General features: G+C 55.5%; 21 protein-coding genes. 11 read left to right on the top strand and 10 right to left on the bottom strand.

Going from position 1 to position 24,936, the window contains the following annotated elements; all coding sequences use genetic code 11:
* Positions 1-170 precede the first annotated feature (170 nt).
* The 4 genes from glnS to U869_RS0113355 all read left to right on the top strand — a co-directional run bounded on the left by glnS (position 171) and on the right by U869_RS0113355 (position 6,849).
* Positions 171-1,835, top strand: coding sequence for a glutamine--tRNA ligase (gene glnS, locus U869_RS0113370; protein WP_025120282.1), 1,665 nt, complete (start codon positions 171-173; stop codon positions 1,833-1,835).
* 564 nt (positions 1,836-2,399) lie between these two features.
* Entirely contained in the window at positions 2,400-3,788 is a 1,389-nt protein-coding gene (locus U869_RS0113365) for an OprD family outer membrane porin (RefSeq protein WP_025120281.1), read from the top strand.
* A gap of 51 nt (positions 3,789-3,839) precedes the next feature.
* The gene (chiQ, locus tag U869_RS0113360; protein WP_025120280.1) at positions 3,840-4,166 is read left to right on the top strand and encodes a ChiQ/YbfN family lipoprotein; all 327 of its coding nucleotides are present in this window, start codon (positions 3,840-3,842) and stop codon (positions 4,164-4,166) included.
* A 19-nt stretch (positions 4,167-4,185) separates the two neighbouring features.
* Complete coding sequence (locus tag U869_RS0113355; protein WP_025120279.1) at positions 4,186-6,849, top strand: beta-N-acetylhexosaminidase; 2,664 nt, start codon at positions 4,186-4,188, stop codon at positions 6,847-6,849.
* A 374-nt stretch (positions 6,850-7,223) separates the two neighbouring features.
* Here the strand turns inward: U869_RS0113355 and fur are convergent, their stop codons facing one another.
* The 4 genes from fur to ybfF all read right to left on the bottom strand — a co-directional run bounded on the left by fur (position 7,224) and on the right by ybfF (position 10,081).
* On the bottom strand, positions 7,224-7,670 hold the full coding sequence (gene fur / locus U869_RS0113350) for a ferric iron uptake transcriptional regulator (protein ID WP_025120278.1): 447 nt from the start codon (positions 7,668-7,670) through the stop codon (positions 7,224-7,226).
* A 342-nt stretch (positions 7,671-8,012) separates the two neighbouring features.
* Complete coding sequence (fldA, locus tag U869_RS0113345; RefSeq protein WP_025120277.1) at positions 8,013-8,552, bottom strand: flavodoxin FldA; 540 nt, start codon at positions 8,550-8,552, stop codon at positions 8,013-8,015.
* Between the two features lie 211 nt (positions 8,553-8,763).
* Positions 8,764-9,051, bottom strand: a complete 288-nt coding sequence (gene ybfE / locus U869_RS0113340) for a LexA regulated protein (RefSeq protein WP_021805298.1) — start codon at positions 9,049-9,051, stop codon at positions 8,764-8,766.
* A gap of 247 nt (positions 9,052-9,298) precedes the next feature.
* The gene (gene ybfF, locus U869_RS0113335; protein ID WP_025120276.1) at positions 9,299-10,081 is read right to left on the bottom strand and encodes an esterase; all 783 of its coding nucleotides are present in this window, start codon (positions 10,079-10,081) and stop codon (positions 9,299-9,301) included.
* A 240-nt stretch (positions 10,082-10,321) separates the two neighbouring features.
* Between ybfF and seqA the strand changes: the two genes are divergently transcribed.
* The 4 genes from seqA to U869_RS0113315 all read left to right on the top strand — a co-directional run bounded on the left by seqA (position 10,322) and on the right by U869_RS0113315 (position 13,729).
* On the top strand, positions 10,322-10,864 hold the full coding sequence (gene seqA / locus U869_RS0113330; protein ID WP_025120275.1) for a replication initiation negative regulator SeqA: 543 nt from the start codon (positions 10,322-10,324) through the stop codon (positions 10,862-10,864).
* Between the two features lie 78 nt (positions 10,865-10,942).
* Complete coding sequence (pgm, locus tag U869_RS0113325) at positions 10,943-12,586, top strand: phosphoglucomutase (alpha-D-glucose-1,6-bisphosphate-dependent) (protein WP_025120274.1); 1,644 nt, start codon at positions 10,943-10,945, stop codon at positions 12,584-12,586.
* A gap of 190 nt (positions 12,587-12,776) precedes the next feature.
* Positions 12,777-13,430 (top strand): PadR family transcriptional regulator, encoded by a 654-nt coding sequence (locus U869_RS0113320; RefSeq protein ID WP_025120273.1) that lies wholly within the window; start codon positions 12,777-12,779, stop codon positions 13,428-13,430.
* Positions 13,430-13,729 carry a DUF3861 domain-containing protein gene (locus U869_RS0113315; protein ID WP_025120272.1) on the top strand — a complete coding sequence of 100 codons (300 nt, stop codon included), beginning with the start codon at positions 13,430-13,432 and terminating at the stop codon, positions 13,727-13,729. The genes U869_RS0113320 and U869_RS0113315 overlap by 1 nt, the downstream gene beginning before the upstream one ends.
* A gap of 16 nt (positions 13,730-13,745) precedes the next feature.
* Here the strand turns inward: U869_RS0113315 and kdpE are convergent, their stop codons facing one another.
* Genes kdpE through U869_RS29410 form a run of 6 tightly spaced genes read right to left on the bottom strand, consistent with a single transcriptional unit; the run spans position 13,746 to position 21,662 of the window.
* Positions 13,746-14,435: a two-component system response regulator KdpE gene (kdpE, locus tag U869_RS0113310; protein ID WP_025120271.1), complete on the bottom strand. Its 690-nt coding sequence runs from the start codon at positions 14,433-14,435 to the stop codon at positions 13,746-13,748.
* A gap of 18 nt (positions 14,436-14,453) precedes the next feature.
* Complete coding sequence (gene kdpD, locus U869_RS0113305) at positions 14,454-17,147, bottom strand: two-component system sensor histidine kinase KdpD (protein WP_025120270.1); 2,694 nt, start codon at positions 17,145-17,147, stop codon at positions 14,454-14,456.
* Positions 17,148-17,201: 54 nt separating this feature from the next.
* Positions 17,202-17,771: a potassium-transporting ATPase subunit KdpC gene (gene kdpC / locus U869_RS0113300; protein WP_025120269.1), complete on the bottom strand. Its 570-nt coding sequence runs from the start codon at positions 17,769-17,771 to the stop codon at positions 17,202-17,204.
* An 18-nt stretch (positions 17,772-17,789) separates the two neighbouring features.
* Entirely contained in the window at positions 17,790-19,859 is a 2,070-nt protein-coding gene (gene kdpB / locus U869_RS0113295) for a potassium-transporting ATPase subunit KdpB (RefSeq protein ID WP_025120268.1), read from the bottom strand.
* 25 nt (positions 19,860-19,884) lie between these two features.
* A complete protein-coding gene (kdpA, locus tag U869_RS0113290; protein WP_025120267.1) occupies positions 19,885-21,573 on the bottom strand; it encodes a potassium-transporting ATPase subunit KdpA in 1,689 nt (562 codons plus the stop codon).
* On the bottom strand, positions 21,573-21,662 hold the full coding sequence (locus tag U869_RS29410) for a K(+)-transporting ATPase subunit F (protein ID WP_037375124.1): 90 nt from the start codon (positions 21,660-21,662) through the stop codon (positions 21,573-21,575). Before U869_RS29410 ends, kdpA begins: the two co-directional genes overlap by 1 nt.
* A 534-nt stretch (positions 21,663-22,196) precedes the next feature.
* Here U869_RS29410 and U869_RS0113280 point away from each other — a divergent pair.
* The 3 genes from U869_RS0113280 (at position 22,197) to phrB (ending at position 24,919) form a co-directional block, all read left to right on the top strand.
* Complete coding sequence (locus U869_RS0113280; protein WP_025120266.1) at positions 22,197-22,403, top strand: YbfA family protein; 207 nt, start codon at positions 22,197-22,199, stop codon at positions 22,401-22,403.
* Positions 22,404-22,525: 122 nt separating this feature from the next.
* Positions 22,526-23,479: a 2-thiouracil desulfurase family protein gene (locus tag U869_RS0113275; protein WP_025120265.1), complete on the top strand. Its 954-nt coding sequence runs from the start codon at positions 22,526-22,528 to the stop codon at positions 23,477-23,479.
* A gap of 15 nt (positions 23,480-23,494) precedes the next feature.
* Complete coding sequence (gene phrB, locus U869_RS0113270) at positions 23,495-24,919, top strand: deoxyribodipyrimidine photo-lyase (protein ID WP_025120264.1); 1,425 nt, start codon at positions 23,495-23,497, stop codon at positions 24,917-24,919.
* Positions 24,920-24,936 lie beyond the last annotated feature (17 nt).

Below are 24,936 nucleotides of genomic sequence, written 5' to 3'. Positions count from 1 at the left end.
CCGCCCGGGCATTAAACGAGCGGTGAGCAGTCTGAGCGGGAAAGGAGCAATCTTTTCCCGCTTTTTTGTTTTTGTACTAAGGGAACTTGACGAATAACGGTTGTTTCTGCGGCCTGCTTATTGGAACATAGGGGGTTATGTGTAGCGTAATGCATTCGAGGAATAGTGACATGAGTGAGGCAGAAGCCCGCCCAACCAATTTTATCCGTCAGATCATTGATGAAGATCTGGCCTCAGGGAAGCATACGTCGGTTCATACGCGCTTCCCACCGGAGCCCAATGGCTATCTGCATATCGGCCATGCCAAGTCCATTTGCCTGAACTTTGGTATCGCCAAGGATTATCAGGGCCAATGTAACCTGCGCTTCGATGACACCAACCCGGTAAAAGAAGACATCGAGTTTGTCGACTCCATCAAGCATGATGTGGAGTGGTTAGGCTTTACCTGGAGCGGTGACGTTCGTTATTCCTCGGACTATTTCGATCAACTGCACCAGTATGCGGTTGAGCTGATCAACAAGGGCCTGGCCTATGTTGATGAACTGTCTCCCGAGCAGATCCGTGAATATCGTGGTTCGTTGACGGCGCCGGGCAAAGACAGCCCGTACCGTACCCGCACGGTTGAAGAGAACCTGGCGCTGTTCGAGAAGATGCGTAACGGCGAGTTTGCCGAGGGCACCGCCTGCCTGCGCGCCAAGATCGATATGGCATCACCGTTTATCGTGATGCGCGATCCGGTGATCTACCGTATCAAGTTTGCCGAACACCACCAGACCGGTAACAAATGGTGCATCTACCCGATGTACGATTTCACCCATTGCATTTCCGATGCGCTGGAAGGGATCACCCATTCGCTGTGTACCCTGGAGTTCCAGGATAACCGCCGTCTGTACGACTGGGTGCTGGATAACATCACCATCCCATGCCATCCGCGTCAGTATGAGTTCTCACGCCTGAATCTCGAATACGCCATCATGTCCAAGCGTAAGCTGAGCCAACTGGTGACCGAGAAGATCGTCGAAGGTTGGGATGACCCACGTATGCCGACCGTTTCCGGCCTGCGTCGTCGTGGCTATACGGCCGCCTCCATCCGCGAGTTCTGCCTGCGTATCGGCGTCACCAAACAGGAAAACAACGTCGAGATGATGGCGCTGGAATCCTGTATTCGTGACGATCTGAATGAGCACGCACCGCGCGCCATGGCCGTGCTGGATCCAGTGAAGGTGATCATCGAGAACATGTCGCAAGACGTGGAAATGGTGACCATGCCTAACCATCCGAACAAGCCGGAAATGGGCAGCCGTGCAGTGCCGTTCAGCCGCGAAGTGTATATCGATCGTGCGGACTTCCGTGAAGAAGCCAACAAGCAGTACAAGCGTCTGGTGCTGGGCAAAGAAGTTCGCCTGCGCAATGCGTATGTGATCAAGGCGGAACGCGTAGAGAAGGATGCTGAGGGCGAAATCACCACCATTTTCTGCACCTACGATCCTGACACGCTGAGCAAAGATCCCGCCGATGGCCGCAAGGTAAAAGGCGTGATCCACTGGGTGTCTGCGGCGCATGCCTTGCCGGCAGAAATTCGCCTGTACGATCGCCTGTTCAGCGTGGCTAACCCGGCGGCGGCAGAGGACTTCCTCGCTACCATCAACCCGGAGTCGCTGGTAATCAAGCAAGGCTTTGTCGAACCAAGCCTGGCGGGTGCCCAGCCGGAAAAAGCCTACCAGTTCGAGCGTGAAGGCTATTTCTGCGCCGACAGCCGCTATTCTACGGCCGAACGCCTGGTGTTTAACCGTACCGTAGGCTTACGCGATACCTGGGCTAAGATTGGTGCCTAAGCGTTAATTTGCCATCGTTTGTTATAGCGCAGCTTCGGCTGCGCTTTTTTTATCTGCAAAACCAACCCTCCGCCTTGGTTGTTTTCCCTGCTACGCACCGCTTTTTTATCATTAAGAATTAACCCGCTCTTATCGGGCAGCCGATCTGGTGATGTTGACTTATATATTCGCGATGCGAATTAATATCATTTAGAGAGCGCTATCATTTTTGCATCGAACAGTTGACTTATTGTGCTGAAACCTTTCACTCAGCATGGGATTGGCGTTTATAGGGTATTTTATTATTGATTTTGTTATGTTTTTTATTAAAAAGGTGACCTAGATCGTTATTGTAACGAAATATCATCAATGTGTGCACCTTGTCATACTTTGACAATTCCATTGCATTTTTCATTTGATAATTCGCGTCGCGAAAAATAGTCTAGCTACAGCATCAAGGCCGAGGAGAATTATCTCATCCGGCACAATTTTACCCGATTCGGGTTTTTTATTAGCGACCGTGCAGGGCAGTGGTGAACGCAGGCGGGCGCACTTTAAAGTCAAGTCAAAAAGAGGAATGATCTTATGGGTACGCACGGTGCTCAGCGTAACACGCTGGCGCTCGCTGTCGCGGGTGCAATACTAGGAAGCGGATTTGTCATGGCCCCGGAAGCACAAGCCGAAGGGTTTATCGACGACTCAACCCTGACCGGTGGGGTGTATTACTGGCAACGTCAGCGCGATCGCAAAGACGTGGAAACCGGTGAGTTTAAAACCAACCTCTCTCACTCCACCTGGAACGCCAACCTTGATTTCACCTCCGGCTATGCGGCGGATATGTTTGGTATCGATGTAGCGGCGTTCACCGCCATCGAAATGGCTGAATCCAGCGAGAGTGGCCACCCGAACGAAATCGCTTTCTCCAGCCGTAACCGTACCTATGATGAAGATTACTCAGGCGATAAAAGCGGCATCAGCCTGTATAAAGCAGCCGGTAAGTTCAAGTATGGCCCGGTCTGGGCGCGTGCCGGTTATATCCAGCCTAGCGGGCAAACGTTGCTGGCCCCACACTGGAGCTTTATGCCGGGTACCTATCAGGGGGCTGAAGCCGGTGCCAACTTTGACTATGGCGATTCAGGTGCGCTGAGTTTCTCCTACATGTGGACCAACAAGTACAAAGCGCCTTGGCACCTCGAGCTGGATGACTTCCGTCAGAACGATCGCAAGACCGATGTTTCCTACCTGCACTCGCTGGGCGCCAAATACGATTTCAAAAACAATCTGGTGCTGGAAGCCGCATTCGGCCAGGCACAGGGTTACGTGAATCAGTATTTCACCAAAGCATCTTACAAATTTGATCTGGCGGGCAATCCGTTAACCACCAGCTACCAGTTCTACGGTGCCGAAGACCGCATCGGTGACAATAACAATCCAAACAGCATTTACGATGGTCTGGCATGGTTGCAGGCGCTGACCTTCGGCTACACCACCGGTCAGTTCAACTGGCGTCTGGAAGGCACCATGGTCAAGGCGGAAGGTAACCAAGGTTTCTTCCTGCAGCGTATGACCCCAACCTACGCTTCTTCCAACGGCCGCCTGGATATCTGGTGGGATAACCGCTCCGACTTTAACGCCAACGGCGAAAAAGCACTGTTCGGTGGCGTGATGTATGACTTGAGCAACTGGAACCTGCCTGGCATGGCCGTCGGTGCTTCCTACGTTTACGCCTGGGATGCCAAGCCAAGCACCAACCCGATTTACGACCAGAGCCAGCGCCTGAAAGAGAGCGCTTACAGCCTGGATGCGATGTACACCATGCAGGAAGGGCGCGCCAAAGGCACCCTGTTCAAACTGCACTTCACCCAGTATGACAACCACTCCGATATCCCAAGCTGGGGCGGCGGTTACGGCAACATCTTCCAGGACGAGAAAGACGTCAAATTCATCGTTATCGCACCATTCACCATCTTCTAATGCTCTCCCCGGTGGCCCAGGCTGCCGGGGAAATGTCACAGGACTATAACCATGAAAAAACTGATGTTGATTTTGGCTGCCGTTGCCGGGCTTAGCGCCTGCTCGCAATCCGTTGCGCCGCCGGAAGATGCCAAGCTGCGCCAGGCCTACACTGCGTGTATCAATACCGCCGAAGGGTCACCAGAAAAATTGCAGGCCTGTCAGGCAGTGTTGAACGTGTTGAAGCAAGAGAAACAGCACCAACAGTTCGCTGAACAGGAAACCGTGCGGGTGCTGGATTATCAAAGCTGCATTCAGGCCGCCCACACTGGCAATGGCCAGGCGTATGACGCCAAGTGCGGCAAGCTGTGGCAAGAAATTCGCGCTAACAACAACTGAGTAGGCAAAAGGATTGCAGATGAACAAGTTTAAGATGAGTGCTCTCGCCGCCCTGACGGCTACCGTTGGGCTATTGGGCAGCGTAGGTTCTGCCATGGCCAACCAGCAGGTGGTTGATCAACTCAGCCAGTTGCAGGTCAATCTGAAGATGCTGGACAACCGCGCCGCCGAGCACGGCGTGGACTGTGCCAAGCTGGGTGCCGACTGGGCATCCTGCCACAAGGTGTTGATCACCCTGACCAACGGCAGCCAGGAAATCAAAGACAAAGACTGGGCGATCTATTTCCACAGCCCGCGCCAAACGCTGAAGGTCGATAACGACCAGTTCAAGATCACCCACCTGACCGGCGATCTGTATAAGCTGGAACCGACGGACAAATTCACCAGCTTCCCAGCCAATCAGGCGGTGGAAATTCCGATTATCGCGGAATACTGGCAGCTGTTCCGCACCGACTTCCTACCGCGCTGGTATGCCACATCCGGCGATGCCCAGCCGAAGATCCTGTCGAATACCGATACCGAAGATGTTAACCAGTTTGTGGCCCCGTTTACCGGTGACCAGTGGAAGCGTACCAAGGATGACAACAACATCCTGATGGTGCCGGAAAGCCGCTTCACCAAGAATCAGGATCTGAAAGTGTTGCCAGCGGCGACGCTGCGTGGCCAGATTATCCCAACGCCGATGGAGGTTAAAGTCCACTCTCAGGACGTTGATCTGAGCAAGGGCGTGGCACTGGAACTGAGCGCCTTGACCAAACCTGCGGCCGATGCGGCAGCCGAGCGTTTTGCTCTGTTGGGGATTAAAAACCAGGCTGGTGGTTATCCGATCAAGACGGATATCAAACCTGCTGCATTTAAAGGCGATCTGGCCGTTCCGGGAGCCTATCAGCTGAAGATTGGTGAGAAAGGGGCCGAGATCGTTGGTTTCGATCAGACCGGGGTGTTCTATGGTCTGCAATCTATCCTGTCGCTGATCCCATCGGATGGCAGCATGAAGATCGCCACGCTGGATGCTAAAGATGCACCGCGCTTCCAGTATCGCGGCATTTTCCTCGACGTGGCACGTAACTTCCACCATAAAGACGCCGTATTGCGCCTGCTGGATCAGATGGCAGCGTACAAGCTGAACAAATTCCACTTCCACCTGACCGATGACGAAGGCTGGCGCATCGAGATCCCTGGCTTGCCAGAGTTGACCGAAGTGGGTGGCCAGCGTTGCCATGACCTGAGTGAAACCACCTGCCTGATGCCGCAATACGGCTCTGGCCCGGCACCGCACGGCGGCTTCTTCTCCCGTCAGGACTATATCGATATCGTCAAATATGCTCAGGCTCGCCAGATTGAAGTGATCCCTGAGATCGACATGCCTGCGCACGCCCGCGCGGCGATCGTTTCCATGGAAGCGCGTTACAAGAAGCTGCTTGCCGAAGGAAAAGAGAAAGAAGCCAATCAATTCCGCCTGGTGGATCCGACCGATACCTCCAATACCACCTCGGTACAGTATTTCAACCGTCAGAGCTACCTGAACCCATGCCTGGACTCATCCAAGAACTTTGTGGATAAAGTGATTGGCGAAGTGGCTCAGATGCACAAAGAAGCCGGTCAGCCGCTGCAAACCTGGCACTTTGGTGGCGACGAGGCGAAAAACATCCGTCTGGGCGCTGGCTATACCGACGTGAAAAACCCGGAAGCCGGCAAGGGCATCCTCGATCTGAGCAAAGAAGACAAGCCCTGGGCCAAGTCGCAGGTTTGTCAGGCCTTCATCAAAGACGGCAAAGTGGCCGATATGGAACACTTGCCAAGCTACTTCGGTCTGGAAGTCAGCCAACTGGTGAAAGCGCACGGCATTGACAGAATGCAGGCGTGGCAGAATGGCCTGAAAGATGCCAAAGACTCACAGGCCTTCGCGACCAAGCATGTGGCCGTGAACTTCTGGGATACCCTGTACTGGGGCGGCTTTGACTCGGCTAACGACTGGGCTAACAAAGGCTATGACGTAGTGATCTCCAACCCGGATTACGTCTATATGGACTTCCCTTATGAAGTCAGCCCGGATGAGCACGGCTATTACTGGGGCACCCGCTTCAGCGATGAGCAGAAGATCTTCAGCTTCGCACCGAACAACCTGCCGCAGAACGCCGAAACCTCGGTGGATCGCGACGGTAACCACTTCACCGCCAAGAGCGATAAACCATGGCCGGGCGCTTATGGTCTTTCCGCCCAACTGTGGAGTGAAGTCGTGCGTACCGATCAGCAGATGGAATACATGATTTATCCACGCGCTATATCGGTAGCAGAGCGTGCATGGCACCGTGCGAGCTGGGAGCAGGACTATAAAGCTGGTCGTGAGTACAAAGGTGGCGAAACCCATCAGGTTGATACCAAAACCCTGGATCAGGACTGGCTGCGCTTTGCCAACCTGATTGGGCAACGCGAGCTGGCCAAGATGGATAAAGCGGGCGTGAGCTATCGCCTGCCGGTGCCAGGGGCGCGCATCGTGGGTGGCAAGCTGGAGGCGAATATTTCGCTGCCGGGCCTGGGCATTGAATACTCTACCGATGGTGGCAAACAGTGGCAGCGTTATGACGATAAAGCGCGCCCTGCGGTGGCTGGCGATGTGCAAATCCGTGCGATTAGCCCGGATGGCAAACGCTTCAGCCGCGCCGAGCCGGTGAGGGCATAAGCAAGATTGGCCCACCTACGTGTCGGTAGGTGGGCTGAGGTAGTGCGCTGCGAGAGAAAACTGCAATTGTGTTAATTGAGTGGATACTTTTCCCCGGGCTGCCGGGGATTTTTTTGTCTGTAGTTTGTTCATCTTCCCCTCACCCCAACCCCAACCCTCTCCCAAAGGGCGAGGGAGCTGGTTCAGCATCGTCGGCAGGTTATGTGGCACTGCGTAGGGGCGCTGCATGCTGCGCCCGTGTTTAGGCCAGATGCGGGATTCAAATTGTGGCACAATCGGTCCCCTCTCCCTGTGGGAGAGGGTTAGGGTGAGGGCGTTTCACGGCCATAAAAAAACCGCCAGTTAGGCGGTTTTTGCGTTCTGGTGAACCAGGATCAGTTTTTGTTGTGCAGCGTTTCGTTCTCGCGGCAATCACCGGTTTCACAGTGGCCGTAAAGGTACAGGCTGTGGTTGGTGAGCTTGATACCGTGTTGCTTGGCGATATCGCGCTGACGCACTTCGATGGATTCGTCGCTGAACTCGATCACTTTGCCGCAGTCCAGGCAAATCAGGTGATCGTGGTGAAGTTGCTGAGTCAGTTCGAATACCGACTTGCCACCTTCAAAATTGTGTCGGGTCACAATGCCTGCGTCGTCAAACTGGTTCAGCACGCGGTACACCGTGGCCAGACCAATTTCTTCGCCCATATCTATCAGTTTTTTGTACAGATCTTCCGCACTGACGTGATGGCATTCCGGATCCTGCAAGACTTCCAGGATTTTGAGTCGCGGAAGAGTGACTTTCAAGCCAGCCTTCTTCAGTGCGGTGTTGTTATCAGTCATGCGGATTCAGTCCTGTTACTATGCTAATCAAGTTGAGGCGTTTTCGCCTATGGCATCGGTCGGCACAAAGAGTTAATTGCGTCTCATTATAGAACCGGTTGCCGTAAATAGAAACTGCCGGTTGTTAACAAAGATATCTTTGCACTATTGCATAAGGCACATGCAACGTCTTGATGGGTGGGATAAACCGATGTCTCAGTCTACCTTGGCGAGGTAGGAAGTTACAAACTTGTAGCTTCTATTGCTCTAATCCGTGAAGCCGATAACAGTCCTGCGGTCAAAATGGTGTTCAAAACAGGGGCGCAGTCTGCGGCACCCCCGTAATGTCGCCGGAGCAGGGCGTTAGCCGACGATCTCGGCCAGGCTCAGCTCTTCACTGATCTGCTTGACCCAGGCGTCTACACGTTCGTTGGTCAGCTCAGGTTGACGATCTTCGTCAATGGCCAGACCGACAAAGTGATCGTCATCTGCCAGACCTTTGGAGGCTTCAAAATGGTAGCCTTTGGTTGGCCAATGGCCAACGATGGCCGCACCGCGTGGTTCAATGATATCGCGGATGGTGCCCATCGCATCGCAGAAATATTCCGCGTAGTCTTCCTGGTCGCCACAGCCGAACAGCGCTACCAGCTTGCCGTTAAAGTCGATGTCTTCCAGCGTCGGGAAGAAATCATCCCAGTCACACTGTGCTTCGCCGTAGTACCAGGTCGGGATGCCGAGCAGCAGGATATCAAAGGCTGCCAGATCTTCTTTGCTGCTTTTGGCGATGTCGTGGATTTCTGCCACGTCGTTGCCGAATTTTTGGTTGAGTGCCTTTTGGATCATCTTGGCAATGTTTTCGGTATTGCCAGTGTCGCTGCCAAAGAAAATGCCTACATGAGCCATAGTAAAGATAACCTTTTAATTCAAATTAATGTGTTGCGTAAACGCGGCCTGAGGTGCTGCCAGGGGCAGATTTGCTCAGCCGTAAATGCGTATCATGCCAGAAATTTGCCCTGAGGTTTTATCGCGTTTATGCGATACCTATGGGGATTGATAAAAGTGGTACCGATCTGGCGTCATCCTTAACGCCGTGCCGCGCATGTGGCAGCAGAGATCAGTGTTCTGGCTGTTCTTCCGCCAGTTGGGCCAACAGCATTTGTTCGATCAATTCGCTGCGGCTGATATTGCGCTGGTCGGCCAGTTTGTTCAGAGCATCTACCGCGTCTGCGTTGATTTTCAGCTCCACACGCCGTAATCCACGCACTTTGTCCCGTCGTAGCTGATTACGCTTATTGATTCTAAGCTGTTCATCACGGGAAAGCGGGTTGGTTTTCGGGCGCCCTGGACGGCGTTCATCTGCGAACAGATCCAGCGTCGTGCGATCCGTTTGTTCTTTTGCCATTGTTGCGCTACTGCAAGGGAGTTTGCATCAAAAAGCGATTTACGCTTCCAGACGGTTCGATTTACACAATTCGGGCCACAAAACCCTAACCCAAATTCACCCCCAGCCAAGCGCAACTTCACACCTGGACAGGGTGGCAAAATTATAGCGCGCCATATTACCCCAGCAGGTGGAGCAACGACAATGCCTAACTTAGCCACAAACGCGCTAAGCCGTTCTCTCTAGCGCGTTTTTTCGCCAATCAGGCTCAGGGCTGGTCAATAAAACGGTGAATTGCCCGTAACACGGCGTCCGGTTTCTCCGCGTGGACCCAGTGGCCAGAGCCGGCAACCACATAGGCGCGAGCCTGTGGGAACTGGCGGGCGATATCATCGCGATAGCTGTCTTGTACGTAAGGCGAGAGGCCACCGCGGATAAACAGCGTCGGGTGTGGCCAAGGTGGAACTTCCTGCCAGCCGATAATATTGGCGTATTGATCGATCAACACCGGCAGGTTGAAGCGCCAACTGCCAGCATGAAAAGATTTCAACAGAAACTGGATCACGCCTTCTTCATCCAGCGTTTCCCGCATTAACTGCGCAGCCTGCTGGCGCTGGGTGATACCCGCATCGGTAACGGCTTGCAGGGCGGTAAAGATCTGGTCATGGCGGCGGGTGTCATAATCCACCGGGGCAATATCGATCGCGACCAGTCGCTCAATCCGCTCAGGGGCCAGCGCGGTCAATGCCATCCCCGCCTTGCCGCCCATTGAGTGGCCGATCACGATGGCTTGCTCGATGTGCAGGTCGTCCAACAGCGTCAATAAATCTTGCGCCATCGCCGGGTAGGTCATCTCTGCCGAGCGGGGTGACAGCCCGTGATTACGCAGGTCGACCTTGATGACCGTATGCTGCTGGTTAAGATCGCGGGCCAGCACGCCCAGGTTATCCAGATTGCCGAACAGACCGTGGATCAGGACGATGGGCAAAGTCGCGGGTGTGGCGGCCTCTGAGGCCAGTAATTGGTAATGTAATTTCATGGCAAAGTTCAAGACTTGGAGGTAATGAGTTAGGGTATCATGATTGCAGAGATATTGGTTTGCTTGCAGAATGTGGCGGATATTTCATGGTATGGTGAGAGATTGGCAACCGCGGCAGTAGGCAATTGTCTGCTTTTGCCGTTTGAGGGAACAATGTGGTGTCCGCTCCCGCGCTTTTAACCTTATAATCCCATGGCTTGAATGCACCAAGTGGCTTCAGGTTCATAAGTAGAAACAACGTACTGGATAAAGATGAAAACTATTGAAGTCGACGAAGAACTTTACCGCTATATTGCCAGCCATACGCAACATATCGGTGAAAGCGCGTCTGATATTTTACGGCGTATGTTGAAGTTTACCGCAGGCCAGCCCGTACGCACGGCGCCTGTGGTTGCCGGTGGGCAGGCAGAGCCGTCTGCGGCTGCCGTTGCCGCCCAGCGGCCACGCGATCGCGTACGTGCGGTGCGCGAGCTGCTGCTGTCGGATGAATATGCCGAACAGAACAAGGCTGTAAATCGTTTTATGCTGGTACTTTCCACCTTGTACACCCTGGATGCTGCCGGTTTTGCCGCAGCAACGGATTCGTTGCATGGCCGTACCCGTACCTATTTCGCCGGCGATCAGCAAACGCTGCTGGCCAACGGTACGCATACCAAGCCCAAGCACGTGCCAGGTACCCCTTACTGGGTGATCACCAATACCAATACCGGCCGCAAACGCAGCATGATCGAACACATCATGCAGGCCATGCAGTTCCCAGCGGAACTGATCGAGAAAGTTTGCGGCACCGTCTAATTTAGCGAACAGCCCGTCACGGTGGCCGTAAGCGACTCATTGCCCGGCCACAGTACTGGCATTTTAGGGAGAGAGTCGATGGCGAATGACCCACGTGCCGGGCAACCCGCTCAGCAAAGTGATTTGATCAACGTAGCCCAGCTGACGTCGCAGTATTATGTACTGCAACCCGAAGCCGGTAATGCCGCTCATGCGGTAAAATTCGGTACTTCAGGGCATCGTGGCAGTGCGCTGCGTCAAAGTTTTAACGAGGCACATATCCTGGCGATCGCTCAGGCCATTGCCGAAGTGCGTCGTCAACAGGGCACCACGGGCCCTTGCTACGTTGGCAAAGACACCCATGCGCTGTCCGAACCTGCTTTCATTTCCGTACTGGAAGTGCTGACGGCCAACGGCGTAGACGTGGTGGTGCAGGAAAACAACGGCTTTACGCCAACCCCTGCCGTGTCACACGCTATCTTGTGCTTCAACCGTAAAGGGGGCGCACAGGCAGACGGCATCGTTATTACTCCTTCGCATAACCCTCCTGAAGACGGCGGCATCAAATATAATCCGCCAAACGGTGGCCCAGCCGATACCAACCTGACGTCGGTAATTGAAAAGCGTGCCAACGAACTGCTGAGCCTCAAGCTGCAGGGCGTGCAACGCCAATCGCTGGAACAGGCCTGGAACGGCGGCCATCTGCATGCGCAGGATCTGGTGCAGCCCTATGTGGAAGGGCTGGTGGACATCGTCGATATGCCAGCCATTCAGCGCGCGGGCCTGAAGCTGGGCGTCGATCCGCTCGGCGGCTCTGGCATTGCCTATTGGCAGCGTATTGCCGAGCACTACAAGCTGGACCTGACGCTGGTCAATGACTCCATCGATCAAACCTTCCGCTTTATGCACCTCGATCATGACGGCATCATCCGCATGGACTGCTCGTCCGAGTCGGCGATGGCTGGCCTGCTGGCGCTGCGTGACAAGTTCGATCTGGCGTTTGCCAACGATCCTGACTATGACCGCCACGGTATCGTCACGCCTGCGGGCCTGATGAATCCGAACCACTATCTGGCCGTTGCCATCAATTACCTGTTCCAGCATCGCCCGCAATGGGGCGCCAACGTTGCCGTAGGTAAAACGCTGGTTTCCAGCGCGATGATTGACCGCGTCGTGGCCGATCTGGGTCGCAAGCTGGTGGAAGTACCGGTCGGTTTCAAATGGTTTGTTGATGGTCTGTTCGATGGCAGCTTCGGCTTCGGCGGCGAAGAGAGCGCCGGGGCTTCCTTCCTGCGCTTCGACGGCACGCCTTGGTCTACCGACAAAGACGGCATCATCATGTGCCTGCTGGCGGCAGAGATCACCGCAGTTACCGGTGAAAATCCACAGCATCACTACGACGAGCTGGCCATGCGTTTCGGTGCGCCAAGCTACAACCGTATTCAGGCTCCGGCCACTTCCGCACAGAAAGCGGCATTGTCCAAACTGTCACCTGACATGGTGAAGGCCAGTACCTTGGCGGGCGATCCTATCACCGCACGTCTGACGGCGGCACCGGGTAACGGCGCTTCCATCGGCGGCCTGAAAGTGATGACCGACAATGGCTGGTTTGCCGCTCGTCCTTCGGGCACGGAAGAGGCTTACAAAATCTACTGTGAAAGCTTCCTGGGTGCCGAGCATCGGGCGAAGATCGAACGTGAAGCGGTGGAGATCGTGAGCGAAGTGTTAGCTTCTGCAAAATAAGTCTCGCTTCAGTAACGAATAAGGCGCTGTTATTACAGCGCTTTTTTTATGCCTGCAATTTAGATATATCTAAATTGGGTTTACCTCTTGCGCATTTAGATATATCGATCTAGATTAATGACATCGCAGGGTTTAGATATATCTAAATTCATCGATATTCAAATTATCCACTCAAGAGGTAACACCCATGATGTTTAACCGATTTGCACGTCATCACTCCCATGACCATCACCAACAGCGGGAAGAGGGGCATTGCCACCACCGCCGTGGCGGCCGTCACCATTTTGCTGGCCGTGGAGAACACGGTCGCGGTGGTGAAGAACATGGCCGGGGCGGGCGTGGGCGTCAGCGCCTGTTTGAACATGGCGATCTGCGTCTGGTGCTATTGGCGCTGGTAGAGCGTAAACCTAGCCACGGTTACGAACTGATCAAAGCGATTGAAGAGGCTTCTTCAGGCCTGTATGTGCCAAGCCCAGGCGTGATTTATCCAACCCTCACGCTGCTGGAAGAGCAGGATTTCCTGGAACCGGCGGTAGCTGGCAATGGTCGTAAGAGCTATCAAATTACCGATCTTGGCAAGCAGGAACTGCAAAAGCATCAGGCGGCCATCGAAGTGATTTTCGCCCGCTTGGCTGGTGCCGGGCGCGATCATCGCCATGAAGGGAATCTGGCCGAAGGGATCTCCGAAGTTATGCACCGCCTGCGCTACTTGCTGCGTGGCAACATGATGCGCGCGGATTTGACCCAGGAGCAGGTTGGCCGCATTAACCAGGCACTGCTGACCGCCGTGGAGGCTATCGAAGCCGAAATGGTGCAACCCCAACAGCCGCAGGAGGATAACTGATGCCAGGCCATCGTTTCCGCATTACCGTCGAAGCCCTGACAGACCGTAAAGGCGAGCCCGTCGACAAGCCAGAATTAGTGTTTGAGGTAGAAAATCACGACGATATTCTGGCGATTGTTGAGCGCATTCGGGGACGTGAGGATCTGAACTTTGGCGAACAGAACAGCGCGGCCTTTGCCGTCGGGCTGAAGCTGTTCTCCGAAGTGATGATGGAGCACCGCAAAGACCCGCTGTTCGCGCCGCTACGTGACTCGTTTAAGGAGTTTATGATCGGCTTGAAGAAGGGGCCAACTGCGTAACACGTTTTCAGCGGGGTTATGGCATAAACCGATAACCGACGCCGGTCTCAGTGAGCAGATGCCTGGGCCGCGCCGGATCGGCTTCCAGCTTTTGCCGCAGATGCCCCATATAGATGCGCAGATAATGACTGTGTTCGACGTAGTTTGGCCCCCAGACATGGCTGAGTAACTGCCGCTGGGTGATCACCTTGCCAGAGTTGGCTAGCAGCTCGGACAACAAACGAAATTCAATGGGCGTCAGATGCAGATCTTCACCGTTACGCATGACGCTGCGGTTGATCAGATCGACGGTGATATCAGAGAAGCTGACCAACGGACTTTCCTGCTGGCTATTGGCGTGGCGGCGCAGCGCAACCCGCACCCGAGCCAGCAGTTCACCGATGCCGAACGGTTTGCTGAGATAGTCATCGGCACCCGCATCCAGCGCGGCAATCTTGTCCTCTTCGGCATGGCGGGCGGAAAGGACAATTACCGGCACGGCGCTCCATTGGCGCAGATCGCGAATGTAGTCCAGCCCGTCACCATCGGGCAATCCCAAATCGAGAATGATCAGATCCGGCTTGCGCGTGCCAGCCTCGATCAGCCCACGCTGCAACGTTTCACTTTCAAACACCCGTAGCCCCTCGCTTTCCAGTGCAGTGCGCACAAAGCGACGGATCTCTTTCTCGTCTTCTACAATCAGAATGTTAGTCGGCGATGTGGTCACGGGATCTCTGCTCTTCGGTTACAAATCAAAATCGGCTCCATCCAGTTCGGGTGGCTTTTCCAACGGCAGCATAAAGCGGAAGCTGGCCCCGCCTTCGGCACGGTTCTCGGCCCAGATACGGCCACCGTGCACTTCAATAATGGCACGGCAAATCGCTAAACCCAAACCTACGCCGGGGATCGCCGATTCTTTATTGCCACGGGAGAATTTGTCAAAAATCAGCTGCGTCTGCTCCACCGGGATACCAGGCCCGTTATCCCAAACCTCAACTTCCAACCACTCCGGCAGGGCGTGGGCGCGGATCCCGATGATAGCATCGGCACCGGCATATTTATTGGCATTTTCCACCAGGTTGGTAAACACCCGTTCCAGCAGGCTGCCGTCACAGTTGATCAGCACCATTTCTGCTGGCAGCTCGACCTTGATCTCGTGTAATACCAGTAGCGGTTCCAGCATATGCAGCGAGGCACCGACGATCTCCTCTAACGACTGCCACTCTTTGCGCAGATTAAACCCGCCGGACTGAATGCGCGCCATATCCAGCAGATTGTTTACCAACCGGGTGGTGCTCAACACCTGTTGGCGGATTTGGCTGGCTTGTGGGGCGTGGCTGGAGCCTTCGGTCGCCAGATCCAGCGTCAGAATTTCCGCCTGCCCAAACAGCACGGTGAGCGGAGTGCGCAGATCGTGAGAGAGGGCGGCCAACAGCGAGTTGCGCAGCTGTTCGCGCTCGGCATCCAGCTTGGCTTCTTCGGCGCTGCGTGCCAGATGCAGGCGTTCCAGGGCGCTGGCGATCAGCACCGCAAAGGTCTGTAACAGCCGCTGTTGCTCCGGCACCATCAGCTGGCGCAGGTTGTTCGGCTCTATCGCTAGCAAACCAAAGGTCTGTTTGGAAGTGCTGAGTGGCAACAACTGGTACGGAACACCGGGCAGGGTGTCAGTACCGGCCCCGGCGGGCATGCCTTTACCATAGCTCCAGCGAGCGATGGCCTCATCCACCGACAGCATGCCGCCTTCTTCGCCTACCATCTGTTTTAAGGAGCCATCCTCCTGCGGCAGCAACAGCACAGTTTTGGCCTGGAAGCTGCTGGAGATAAAATGACGGCTGGTTTTAGCGATGTCTTCTTTGGTTAGTGCCTGACTCAGCCCGCGAGACATCTCGTACAGATGCCGCGCCCGTTGCTCGCGATAACGGGCCACCCGAGCCTGATAACGTACGCCGGCGGTCAGATTACCAATGGTGATACCGACGATCAGCATCACGGCAAAGGTCAGCAGGTATTGCATGTCACTGACGGCGAACGACCATTCGGGTTGCACGAAGAACAGATCGAAACTGGCGACGTTGATCACCGCGGCCAGCACCGAAGGCCAGCGCCCGAAAAACAGTGCAACAATAGCCACGCCCAGCAGATAAACCATCACCAGGTTGGCCGAATCAAAGCCCGGTAGGAGCCATTGCGACATCAGCGTGATAAGGGCGCACAAGGCAACGGCAACGGCACAGCCCCGCAGTTGGAAACGCCATTTCTCGTTAAAGGTGCGGTTATCATGCTCTTTTGTCTGCGGCTGCGGGGTGTCGTTTTCCAGTGCCACAATCACCAGATCGAGATCCGGGCCAAGCTGGCCAAGGCGTTCGGCAAAGCTGCCGCGCAGCCTCCAGCGTTGCTCACTGCGGCGGCCAATAATGATTTTGCCCAGGTTGTGTTCCCGGGCATAGCGCAACACCGCGCGTTCTTCCGAGGGATCGGAAAGGGTAGCGGTTTCCGCCCCTAATTCTTGTGCCAGCCGCAGCGCCCGCAGAATAGCCCGCCGTTGGTTTTCCGGCAGGCGGTGTAGCTTAGGCGTTTCGACATACACGGCATGCCAGTGGCAACCAAGACGTGCCGCGAGCCGGGCTGCAATGCGCACCAGCTTTTCGCTCCCGCTGTTATGGCCGACACACAGCAGGATACTGTCACGGGTATGCCAGACCTTTTCGCGCCCCTGGCTGTCGCGGAAGGCCCGCATCTGATCGTCTACGCGGTCGGCGGTACGGCGCAATGCCAATTCGCGCAGGGCGATCAGATTACCTTTACGGAAGAAATGCTCGATGGCGCGTTCGGCCTGACCAGGAATATAGACCTTGCCCTCGTTCAGTCGCTGGCGCAGATCGTCAGGGGGCAGGTCAACCAACACCACTTCGGCGGCTTCATCAAACACGTGGTCGGGCACCGTTTCTCTTACCCGCACTCCGGTGACGCCACCGACGACGTCGTTCAGACTCTCCAAATGTTGCACGTTGACCGTAGTCAGTACATCGATACCGGCATCCAGCAGTTCGTCCACGTCCTGCCAGCGTTTGGGATGACGCGAGCCTTGGGCGTTACTGTGCGCCAGTTCATCCATCAGGATCAGGGCCGGATGGCGTGCCAAAGCGGCATCCAGATCGAATTCCTGCACCTGGCGACCGCGATGGTGGATACGCTTTTGTGGCAGGATCGACAAGCCTTGCAACAACGCCGCCGTTTCGGCGCGGCCATGGGTTTCCACCACGCCAATCAGCACGTCTAGTCCCTGTGCGCGTTGTCGCTGCGCTTCCTGCAACATGGCGTAGGTTTTACCCACCCCGGCACAGGCGCCGAAAAACACCTTCAGCTTGCCGCGTGGCTTTTCATTGGCAAGCGCCAGCAGGCTGTCCGGGTCGGGGCGTTGCAGTTCGTCATCCACCATCAAAGTTCCTAGTTATGCAATTGTAGGGGTGCCGCATGTTGCGCCCGTCTAGCATTATTTTAATCCGTCCAGTGCCATATTCAGCTTCAGCACATTGACCACCGATTCCCCCATAAAATTGGGCGTGGCACGATCGGTATTTTCATCAATCAGTTTGGCAATCTGTTCCTGCGGCAACTGACGAGCATTGGCGACACGCGCCAACTGGTACTGGGCGGCAGCAACCGAAATCTGCGGATCCAATCCACTGCCGGAAGCGGTCAGCAGATCGACCGGGATTGAGCCGCTCATGGCCGGATTAGCCTGGTGCAGCTGCTTGACCCGTTCAGCGATAGCCTTATCCAGCGCCGGGTTGGTGGCTGCCAGATTACTGCCGCCGGATGCCAGCGCATTATAGGCCGAATCGCTGGTGGCAGAAGGGCGGCCCCAGAAATAACCCGGTTGGCTAAAGTTCTGGCCAATCAACGCCGAGCCGACCGCTTTATCCCCTTGATAGAGTAACGATCCATTGGCCGCACCGCTGAACAGCAGCTGCGAGAGCCCGGTGGTGAGCAAAGGGTAAGCGATACCGGTGATCACCGTCAGCAGGATCAGCATAACCAAAGAAGGGCGTAAATAAGACATCATAAATTCCTCGTATTCTCAGCCAGCCATATTCAGCGCGGTTAACAACAGGTCGATCAGTTTGATCCCGACGAACGGTACCAGCAGGCCACCCACACCATACAACCACAGGTTGCGGCGCAGCAGTGCGGCGGCGCTCATCGCCTTATAGCTCACCCCTTTCAGTGCCAGTGGGATCAGGAATACGATCACCAGGGCATTGAAGATCACCGCCGACATAATCGCCGAGGCGGGGGAGTGCAAGTGCATCACGTTCAGCGCATTCAACTGCGGATAGGTTGCCGCAAAGGCCGCTGGAATAATGGCAAAGTATTTCGCCACATCGTTGGCGATGCTGAAGGTGGTCAGTGAGCCGCGCGTCATCAGCATTTGTTTGCCGATATGCACTACTTCGATCAGTTTGGTCGGGTTGGAGTCCAGATCGACCATGTTGCCCGCTTCCTTGGCTGCCTGCGTCCCCGAGTTCATGGCAACTGCTACGTCTGCCTGCGCCAGCGCGGGGGCGTCGTTGGTGCCGTCGCCGGTCATCGCGACCAGGCGTCCTTCTGCCTGGTACTGGCGGATCAGCGCCAGTTTGGCCTCTGGTGTGGCTTCCGACAGAAAATCGTCCACACCGGCTTCGGCGGCGATGGCGGCGGCGGTCAGGCGGTTATCCCCGGTGATCATCACCGTTTTGATGCCCATTTTGCGCAGTTCGGCAAAGCGTTCTTTAATCCCGCCTTTAACGATATCTTTCAGTGCCACCACCCCCAGCACTCGTGGTCCTTCGGCGACCACTAACGGTGTCCCGCCGGTACGAGCAACGCTTTCCACCAGGTCATCTACCGCACGTGGAAAGTGACCTTGATTGGATTCCACATGACGGCGAATAGCGTCCACCGCGCCTTTACGGATCATCCGGTCCTGCACGTTGACGCCGCTCATGCGGGTTTGTGCAGAGAAGGGGACGAAGGTGGCGTTCAACGCCTGCAAGTCACGTTCGCGCAGATTGAAGCGTTGTTTGGCCAGTACTACGATACTGCGTCCTTCCGGCGTTTCATCGGCCAATGAAGAGAGTTGGGCAGCATCGGCCAGTTCTTGCTCTTTGACCCCAGGGGCTGGCAGGAACTCGGACGCCTGACGGTTACCGAGGGTGATAGTGCCAGTTTTGTCCAGCAGCAACACGTCAACGTCACCGGCGGCCTCAACGGCGCGCCCGCTGGTGGCGATCACGTTGGCTCCCAGCATGCGGCTCATCCCGGCGACGCCGATGGCGGACAGCAGCCCACCAATGGTGGTCGGGATCAGGCAGACCAGCAAAGCAACCAACACGGTGATCGACACTATGCTGCCGCTACCTGCGGCTTCCACGCTGTATTGCGAGTAAGGGAACAGGGTTGCGGTCGCCAGCACGAACACGATAGTCAATGCCACCAGCAAAATGGTCAGCGCTACTTCGTTCGGGGTTTTACGGCGTTTGGCACCTTCTACCATAGCAATCATGCGATCGAGGAAAGTTTCCCCAGGGTTGACGCTGCACTGCACCACCAACCAGTCGGACAGGATACGCGTCCCGCCGGTGACGGAAGAGAAGTCACCACCTGATTCACGGATCACCGGCGCGGATTCACCGGTGATGGCGCTTTCGTCAACCGAGGCGCCGCCTTCCAGCACTTCGCCATCGCAAGGAATGGTATCGCCAGCTTCCACCAGCAAGATATCGCCTTTGCGCAGGCTCTCGGCCGAGACTTTCTCGGTGGCCCCGTCATGCTTCGGCGTAGCGAGTTTTTTCGCCCAACTGGTTTTCTTGGTGCCCCTCAGGCTTTCCGCCTGAGCCTTGCTGCGTCCTTCCGCCAGTGCTTCGGCGAAGTTGGCGAACAGCACGGTAAACCACAGCCACATGGCGATGCTGCCGGTAAAGGCTGCGCTGCCTTCGGCGTTACCTGACAGGACCGCCAACCAAATGACCGAGGTCAGGATACTGCCAAGGTACACCACGAACATCACCGGGTTACGCCACTGTACGCGTGGGTCCAGCTTTTTCACCGCATCGAGCAGCGCGGTACGCATCAGTGCCGGTTCAAACAGTGCGCGTTGTTTGCGAGTCATCTTGTTGTTCTCTCTGTTATGACTGTTAATTTGCCAACCACAGTTGTAAATGTTCGGCTACCGGGCCTAACGCCAACGCAGGCACGAAGGTCAAGGCACCTACTAGCAGGATGGTGCCGACCAGCAGGCCGATAAACAGTGGCCCGTAGGTTGGCAGCGTGCCGTTGCCCGCCGGCTGGCGTTTTTTGACACACAGCGAACCCGCAATGGCCAGCACCGGCAGGATCACCCCGAAGCGGCCAACAAACATGGCAAAGGCCAGCAGCAGGTTGTAGAACGGTGTGTTGACGCTCAGGCCAGCAAAGGCGCTACCGTTGTTGTTGGCTGCCGAAGAAACGGCATACAGCACTTCACTGAAACCATGCGCCCCAGGGTTGAGGATGCCTGCACGGCCCGCATCGGTAGTAATCGCCAGCGCGGTTCCCAGCAGCACCAATGTCGGTGTCACCAGGATCGCCAGCGCGGTCATCTTCATGTCATAAACATCGATCTTCTTACCGAGGTACTCCGGCGTACGGCCAATCATCAGCCCGGCGATAAACACCGTCAGCAGCACGAACAGCAGCATGCCGTACAGGCCAGAGCCGACGCCGCCGAACACCACTTCACCAATCTGCATCAGCCACATCGGCACCATGCCACCCAGCGCGGTAAAGGAGTCATGCATGGCGTTGACGGCACCGCAGGAAGCCGCAGTGGTGACCACCGAGAACATGCTGCTGGCAAGAATGCCGAAGCGTGATTCTTTCCCTTCCATATTGATGTTGCTGCTACTGCCCAGCGCGCTCAGGTGCGGGTTGCCAGCCAGTTCGGCGTTCATCACTACGATCACCGCAATGATGAAAATCAGCGCCATGGCCCAAATCAGGGCGTGGCCCTGGCGGTTTTCTCCGGCTACCTGACCAAAGGAGAAGCACAGGGCACAAGGGATCAGGAAAATCGCCAGCATCTGCACAAAGTTGGTCAGCACGGTTGGGTTTTCAAACGGATGTGCCGAGTTGGCACCGAAGAAGCCCCCACCGTTGGTGCCGAGCATCTTGATTGCTTCCTGCGAGGCCACTGGCCCCATCGGCAACGTCTGCTGCGCGCCCTCCAAGGTGGTCACATGCAGGTAAGGCAGGAAGTTCTGCAATGTCCCCTGGCTGACGAAGAACAGCGCAATCAACAGCGACAGCGGCAACAGCACATACAGAGTAATGCGCAGAATATCGATCCAGGCGTTACCGATGGTGGCGCTGGAACGGCGTGCAAAGGCCCGAATCAGGGCAAAGGCAACGGCGATGCCGGTAGCGGCGGAAAGGAAGTTCTGCACCGTCAGCCCGGCCATCTGGCTGAGATAGCTGAGGGTGTTTTCCCCGCTGTAAGCTTGCCAGTTGGTATTGGTGACGAAGCTGACGGCGGTATTAAACGCCAAATCCCAGGATAAACCGGGGAACCCTTGCGGGTTGAGCGGCAGCGACCCTTGGGCCATCAGCAATACAAACAGCAGCACGAGGCCCAGGATATTGAACCACAGGATCGCCAGCGCATACTGCCACCAGGTCATTTCGGCGGTGTCATTGCCGCAGCAACGCCAGACGGTAGCCTCTACATGGCGCAGTACCGGTAGCGGCTCTCCTTCGATCAGGCGAGCCATAAAGCTGCCCAGCGGACGGGACAGCACCAGAAGCACCAGCATAAAGCTGGCGATCAACAAGAAGGCTGAAGCTGCCATCAGAAGTCCTCCGCATTAAACAGGGCATAGACCAGATAGCCCAATAGCAGCAGGACCAACAGCGCACCACCAATAACGCTGAAACTCACGGGACACCTCCAGAGGTGTTGTTTTTGATAGCCTGAGTGTAGGGAGGGCAGTAAAAAGAAGATGAAAAAATAGCAGGGCCGGGTGTAAAAAAAGTATAAAAATGACTGAAATTTCGGCAGAAAACGGCAGGCTAGTCCCTCACCCCAACCCTCTCCCATAGGGAGAGGGAGCTGTTAGCCCCTGCTCATTGGGAAGTAAAGAGGTTATCTCAGCAAACTCGAACGCCCCAAATCCAAGGTAGGTCACTATCATTTCAGACACACTCGATCGGTTCCCTCTCCCTGTGGGAGAGGGGTAGGGTGAGGGGATATAACCACAACGCAACCAATGTTAAGTATGTTATTAACCTAAATGTAACAAAATTACGTTATGGTGCCTTTTTTGCGTTATTTTTGTCCATTTTAGTGGTCGGATGAGTTGTAAAATTACAACCTATGCGGTAATATTTTGCTCAGTTTCCATTTCGTCATCATTTTTGTTTGGCATTGCGTCGGGTCCTGACAACCTGACGCGGATGTTTTAAGGAGGTTCGCATGTCTAACTATCACGCCTATCCGTTGCATCGGGTCCTCCTGCGCCGTAGCGCAGTGATCCTGGTTGGTGTTCTTGCCCTGCCGGTGATGCTGTTCCGTGACGATCGCGCACGTTTTTACAGCTATTTACACCGCGTGTGGTCCAAAACCAGCAATAAGCCGGTCTGGCTGCAACAGGCAGAAACGGCGTCCTGCGATTTTTACTGATCCAGGTCTGTCGTAATACTCTGAACCCTCGCCCTGGTGGCGGGGGTTTTTGCGTTTTAGGCGGCAGCAACGCTCGAATTCCTCTACACTTTTAACCAAATACGGTGAGTAGGAGATATGACATGAATGACAAGATCCCCGTCGGGATCAGCGCCTGCCTGCTGGGCAGCGCGGTGCGCTTTGATGGTGGCCATAAGCGCTGCGAATTCGCCGTGGAGCAATTGGCTCCCTATGTGCAATTTGAGCCCGTTTGCCCCGAGATGGCGATTGGCCTGCCAACGCCACGGCCTGCGCTGCGTCTGGTTAAAGGCCAGCAGCAGACAAGGTTGTGCCACAGCAACGATCTCAATGTCGATCTCACCGAGCAGATGCAGCAGTTCTCCGAGCTGCGGGTGAGCCAACTGCAACACCTATGCGGTTATATCGTCTGTGCAAAATCCCCCACTTGCGGTATGGAACGGGTCAAACTCTGGGAGGAAAGCGGCCTGGGGGCGAGTAAAAGTGGTGTCGGGTTGTTTACCGCCGAGCTGCTACGTCAGATGCCGTGGCTGCCGGTGGAAGAAGAGGGCCGACTGGTCGATCCCGTATTGCGGGAAAACTTTGTCGAGCGAGTGTTTGCCCTGTATGAATTGAATATGTTGTGGCGACAGGGGCTAACCCGTGGTGGGCTGATCGCTTTTCATAGCCGTTATAAACTTTCACTGTTGGCACATTCACAGCCGGAGTACCGCGAACTGGGGCGTTTCGTCGCGGATATTGAGAGTTGGCAATCGCTCGACGCCTTTGCGGTGGAATATCGTCAACGCCTGATGAGGCTGTTGCAACACAAGGCGACCCGGCGTAATCACACCAACGTATTAATGCACGTTCAGGGCTATTTCCGTCGTCAGCTCAGCAGTGCCCAGCGCCAGGAACTGGCCCGGCTGATCGACCATTACCGTCAGGGGATGCAGCCGCTGCTGGCACCGATTACGTTATTAAAACATTATATGGCCGAATACCCTGATAGCTATCTGGCGCAACAGCGCTATTTTGAGCCCTATCCGGAGGCATTGCGCCTGCGATACGGCCATTAACCTGCAAGGAGTGTCATGACCACTCATTTAGTCTGGTTGCGTAATGATTTACGCATTACCGACAATAAAGCCCTGTCTGCCGCCTGTAGCGATCCGCAAGCCAAGGTGTTGGCGGTGTTTATCGCCACTCCTGACCAGTGGCGACAGCATCAGATGGCTCCCCGCCAGGCGGCATTTATCCACGCCAATCTGCTGCAAGTACAAGCGGCGTTGGCGGCTAGGGGCATTGAGTTGATCTGTCATCAGGGCGACGATTTTTCCGGCGCGGTGAACTGGCTGGTGGATTTTTGCCAGCAGCGACAGGTTTCGGCCCTGTTCTACAACCGGCAGTATGAAATCAACGAACGCCAACGCGATGCCCGCCTTGAGCAGGCTCTGGCCGGGCGAGTGATATGCCACAGTTTTGACGATAGCCTGCTGTTACCCCCAGGCAGCGTGCAAACCGGCAACGGTGAGATGTACAAGGTCTATACGCCTTTCCGTAAAGCCTTTCTTCAACGCTTGACCGAATCCGATGTGAATTCTTTGCCTGCTCCACGTCCACGTGGAGAAGCCCTTGAATTTAGCGCACTGGCTGCATTCGATTATCCCTTGGTAGAGGTGGGGGAAAACTATCCCGCAGGCGAAGAGGCGGCGTTGCAAAGGCTGCGGGCGTTTTGCCGCGAGCAGGTGCAAGACTACGCCAAACAGCGCGATATTCCGGCGATTGACGGCACCAGTAATTTGTCTCCCTATCTGGCCATCGGCGTCATTTCTCCGCGCCAGTGTATCAACCGTCTGCGGGTGGAGTGCCCCGAGGTGCTGGAAAACCCGGAAAGCGGCGCTTTCTGTTGGCTTAATGAGCTGATCTGGCGTGAGTTTTATCGTCATCTGATGGTTGCGTATCCCGCATTATGCAAGCACCGTCCCTTTATCGCCTGGACGGATAAGGTATGCTGGCAAAGCAACGACGCGGCGTTACTGGCCTGGCAGCAGGGTAATACCGGTTATCCGATAGTCGATGCTGCCATGCGTCAGCTCAATCACACCGGCTGGATGCATAATCGCCTGCGGATGATCGCCGCCAGCTTCCTGGTGAAAGATCTGCTGATCGACTGGCGTGCCGGTGAAAGCTATTTCATGTCGCAACTGCTGGATGGCGATCTGGCCGCCAACAACGGTGGCTGGCAGTGGGCGGCCTCCACCGGTACCGATGCCGCACCGTATTTCCGCATCTTTAACCCGACCACGCAGGGCGAACGTTTTGATCCAAAAGGCACTTTTATCCGTAAATGGTTGCCTGAACTGGCGGAAGTACCGGACAATGAGCTCCATCAACCCCATCGCTGGGCGGAAAAGCAGCAGCAGGTACTGAACTATCCGCAGCCGATAGTCCAACACCAGCAGGCTCGGCTGGACACGTTGGCGGCTTTTGAGGCGGCCAAGCGAGGGGGCATTTAAAGCAACAGCAAGGAGCT

The organism is Serratia sp. H1w, assembly GCF_000633355.1.
Classification (GTDB): domain Bacteria; phylum Pseudomonadota; class Gammaproteobacteria; order Enterobacterales; family Enterobacteriaceae; genus Chania.
Note: the sequence above shows the minus strand (reverse complement) of the source record. Positions and strands in the feature narration are given on the sequence as shown.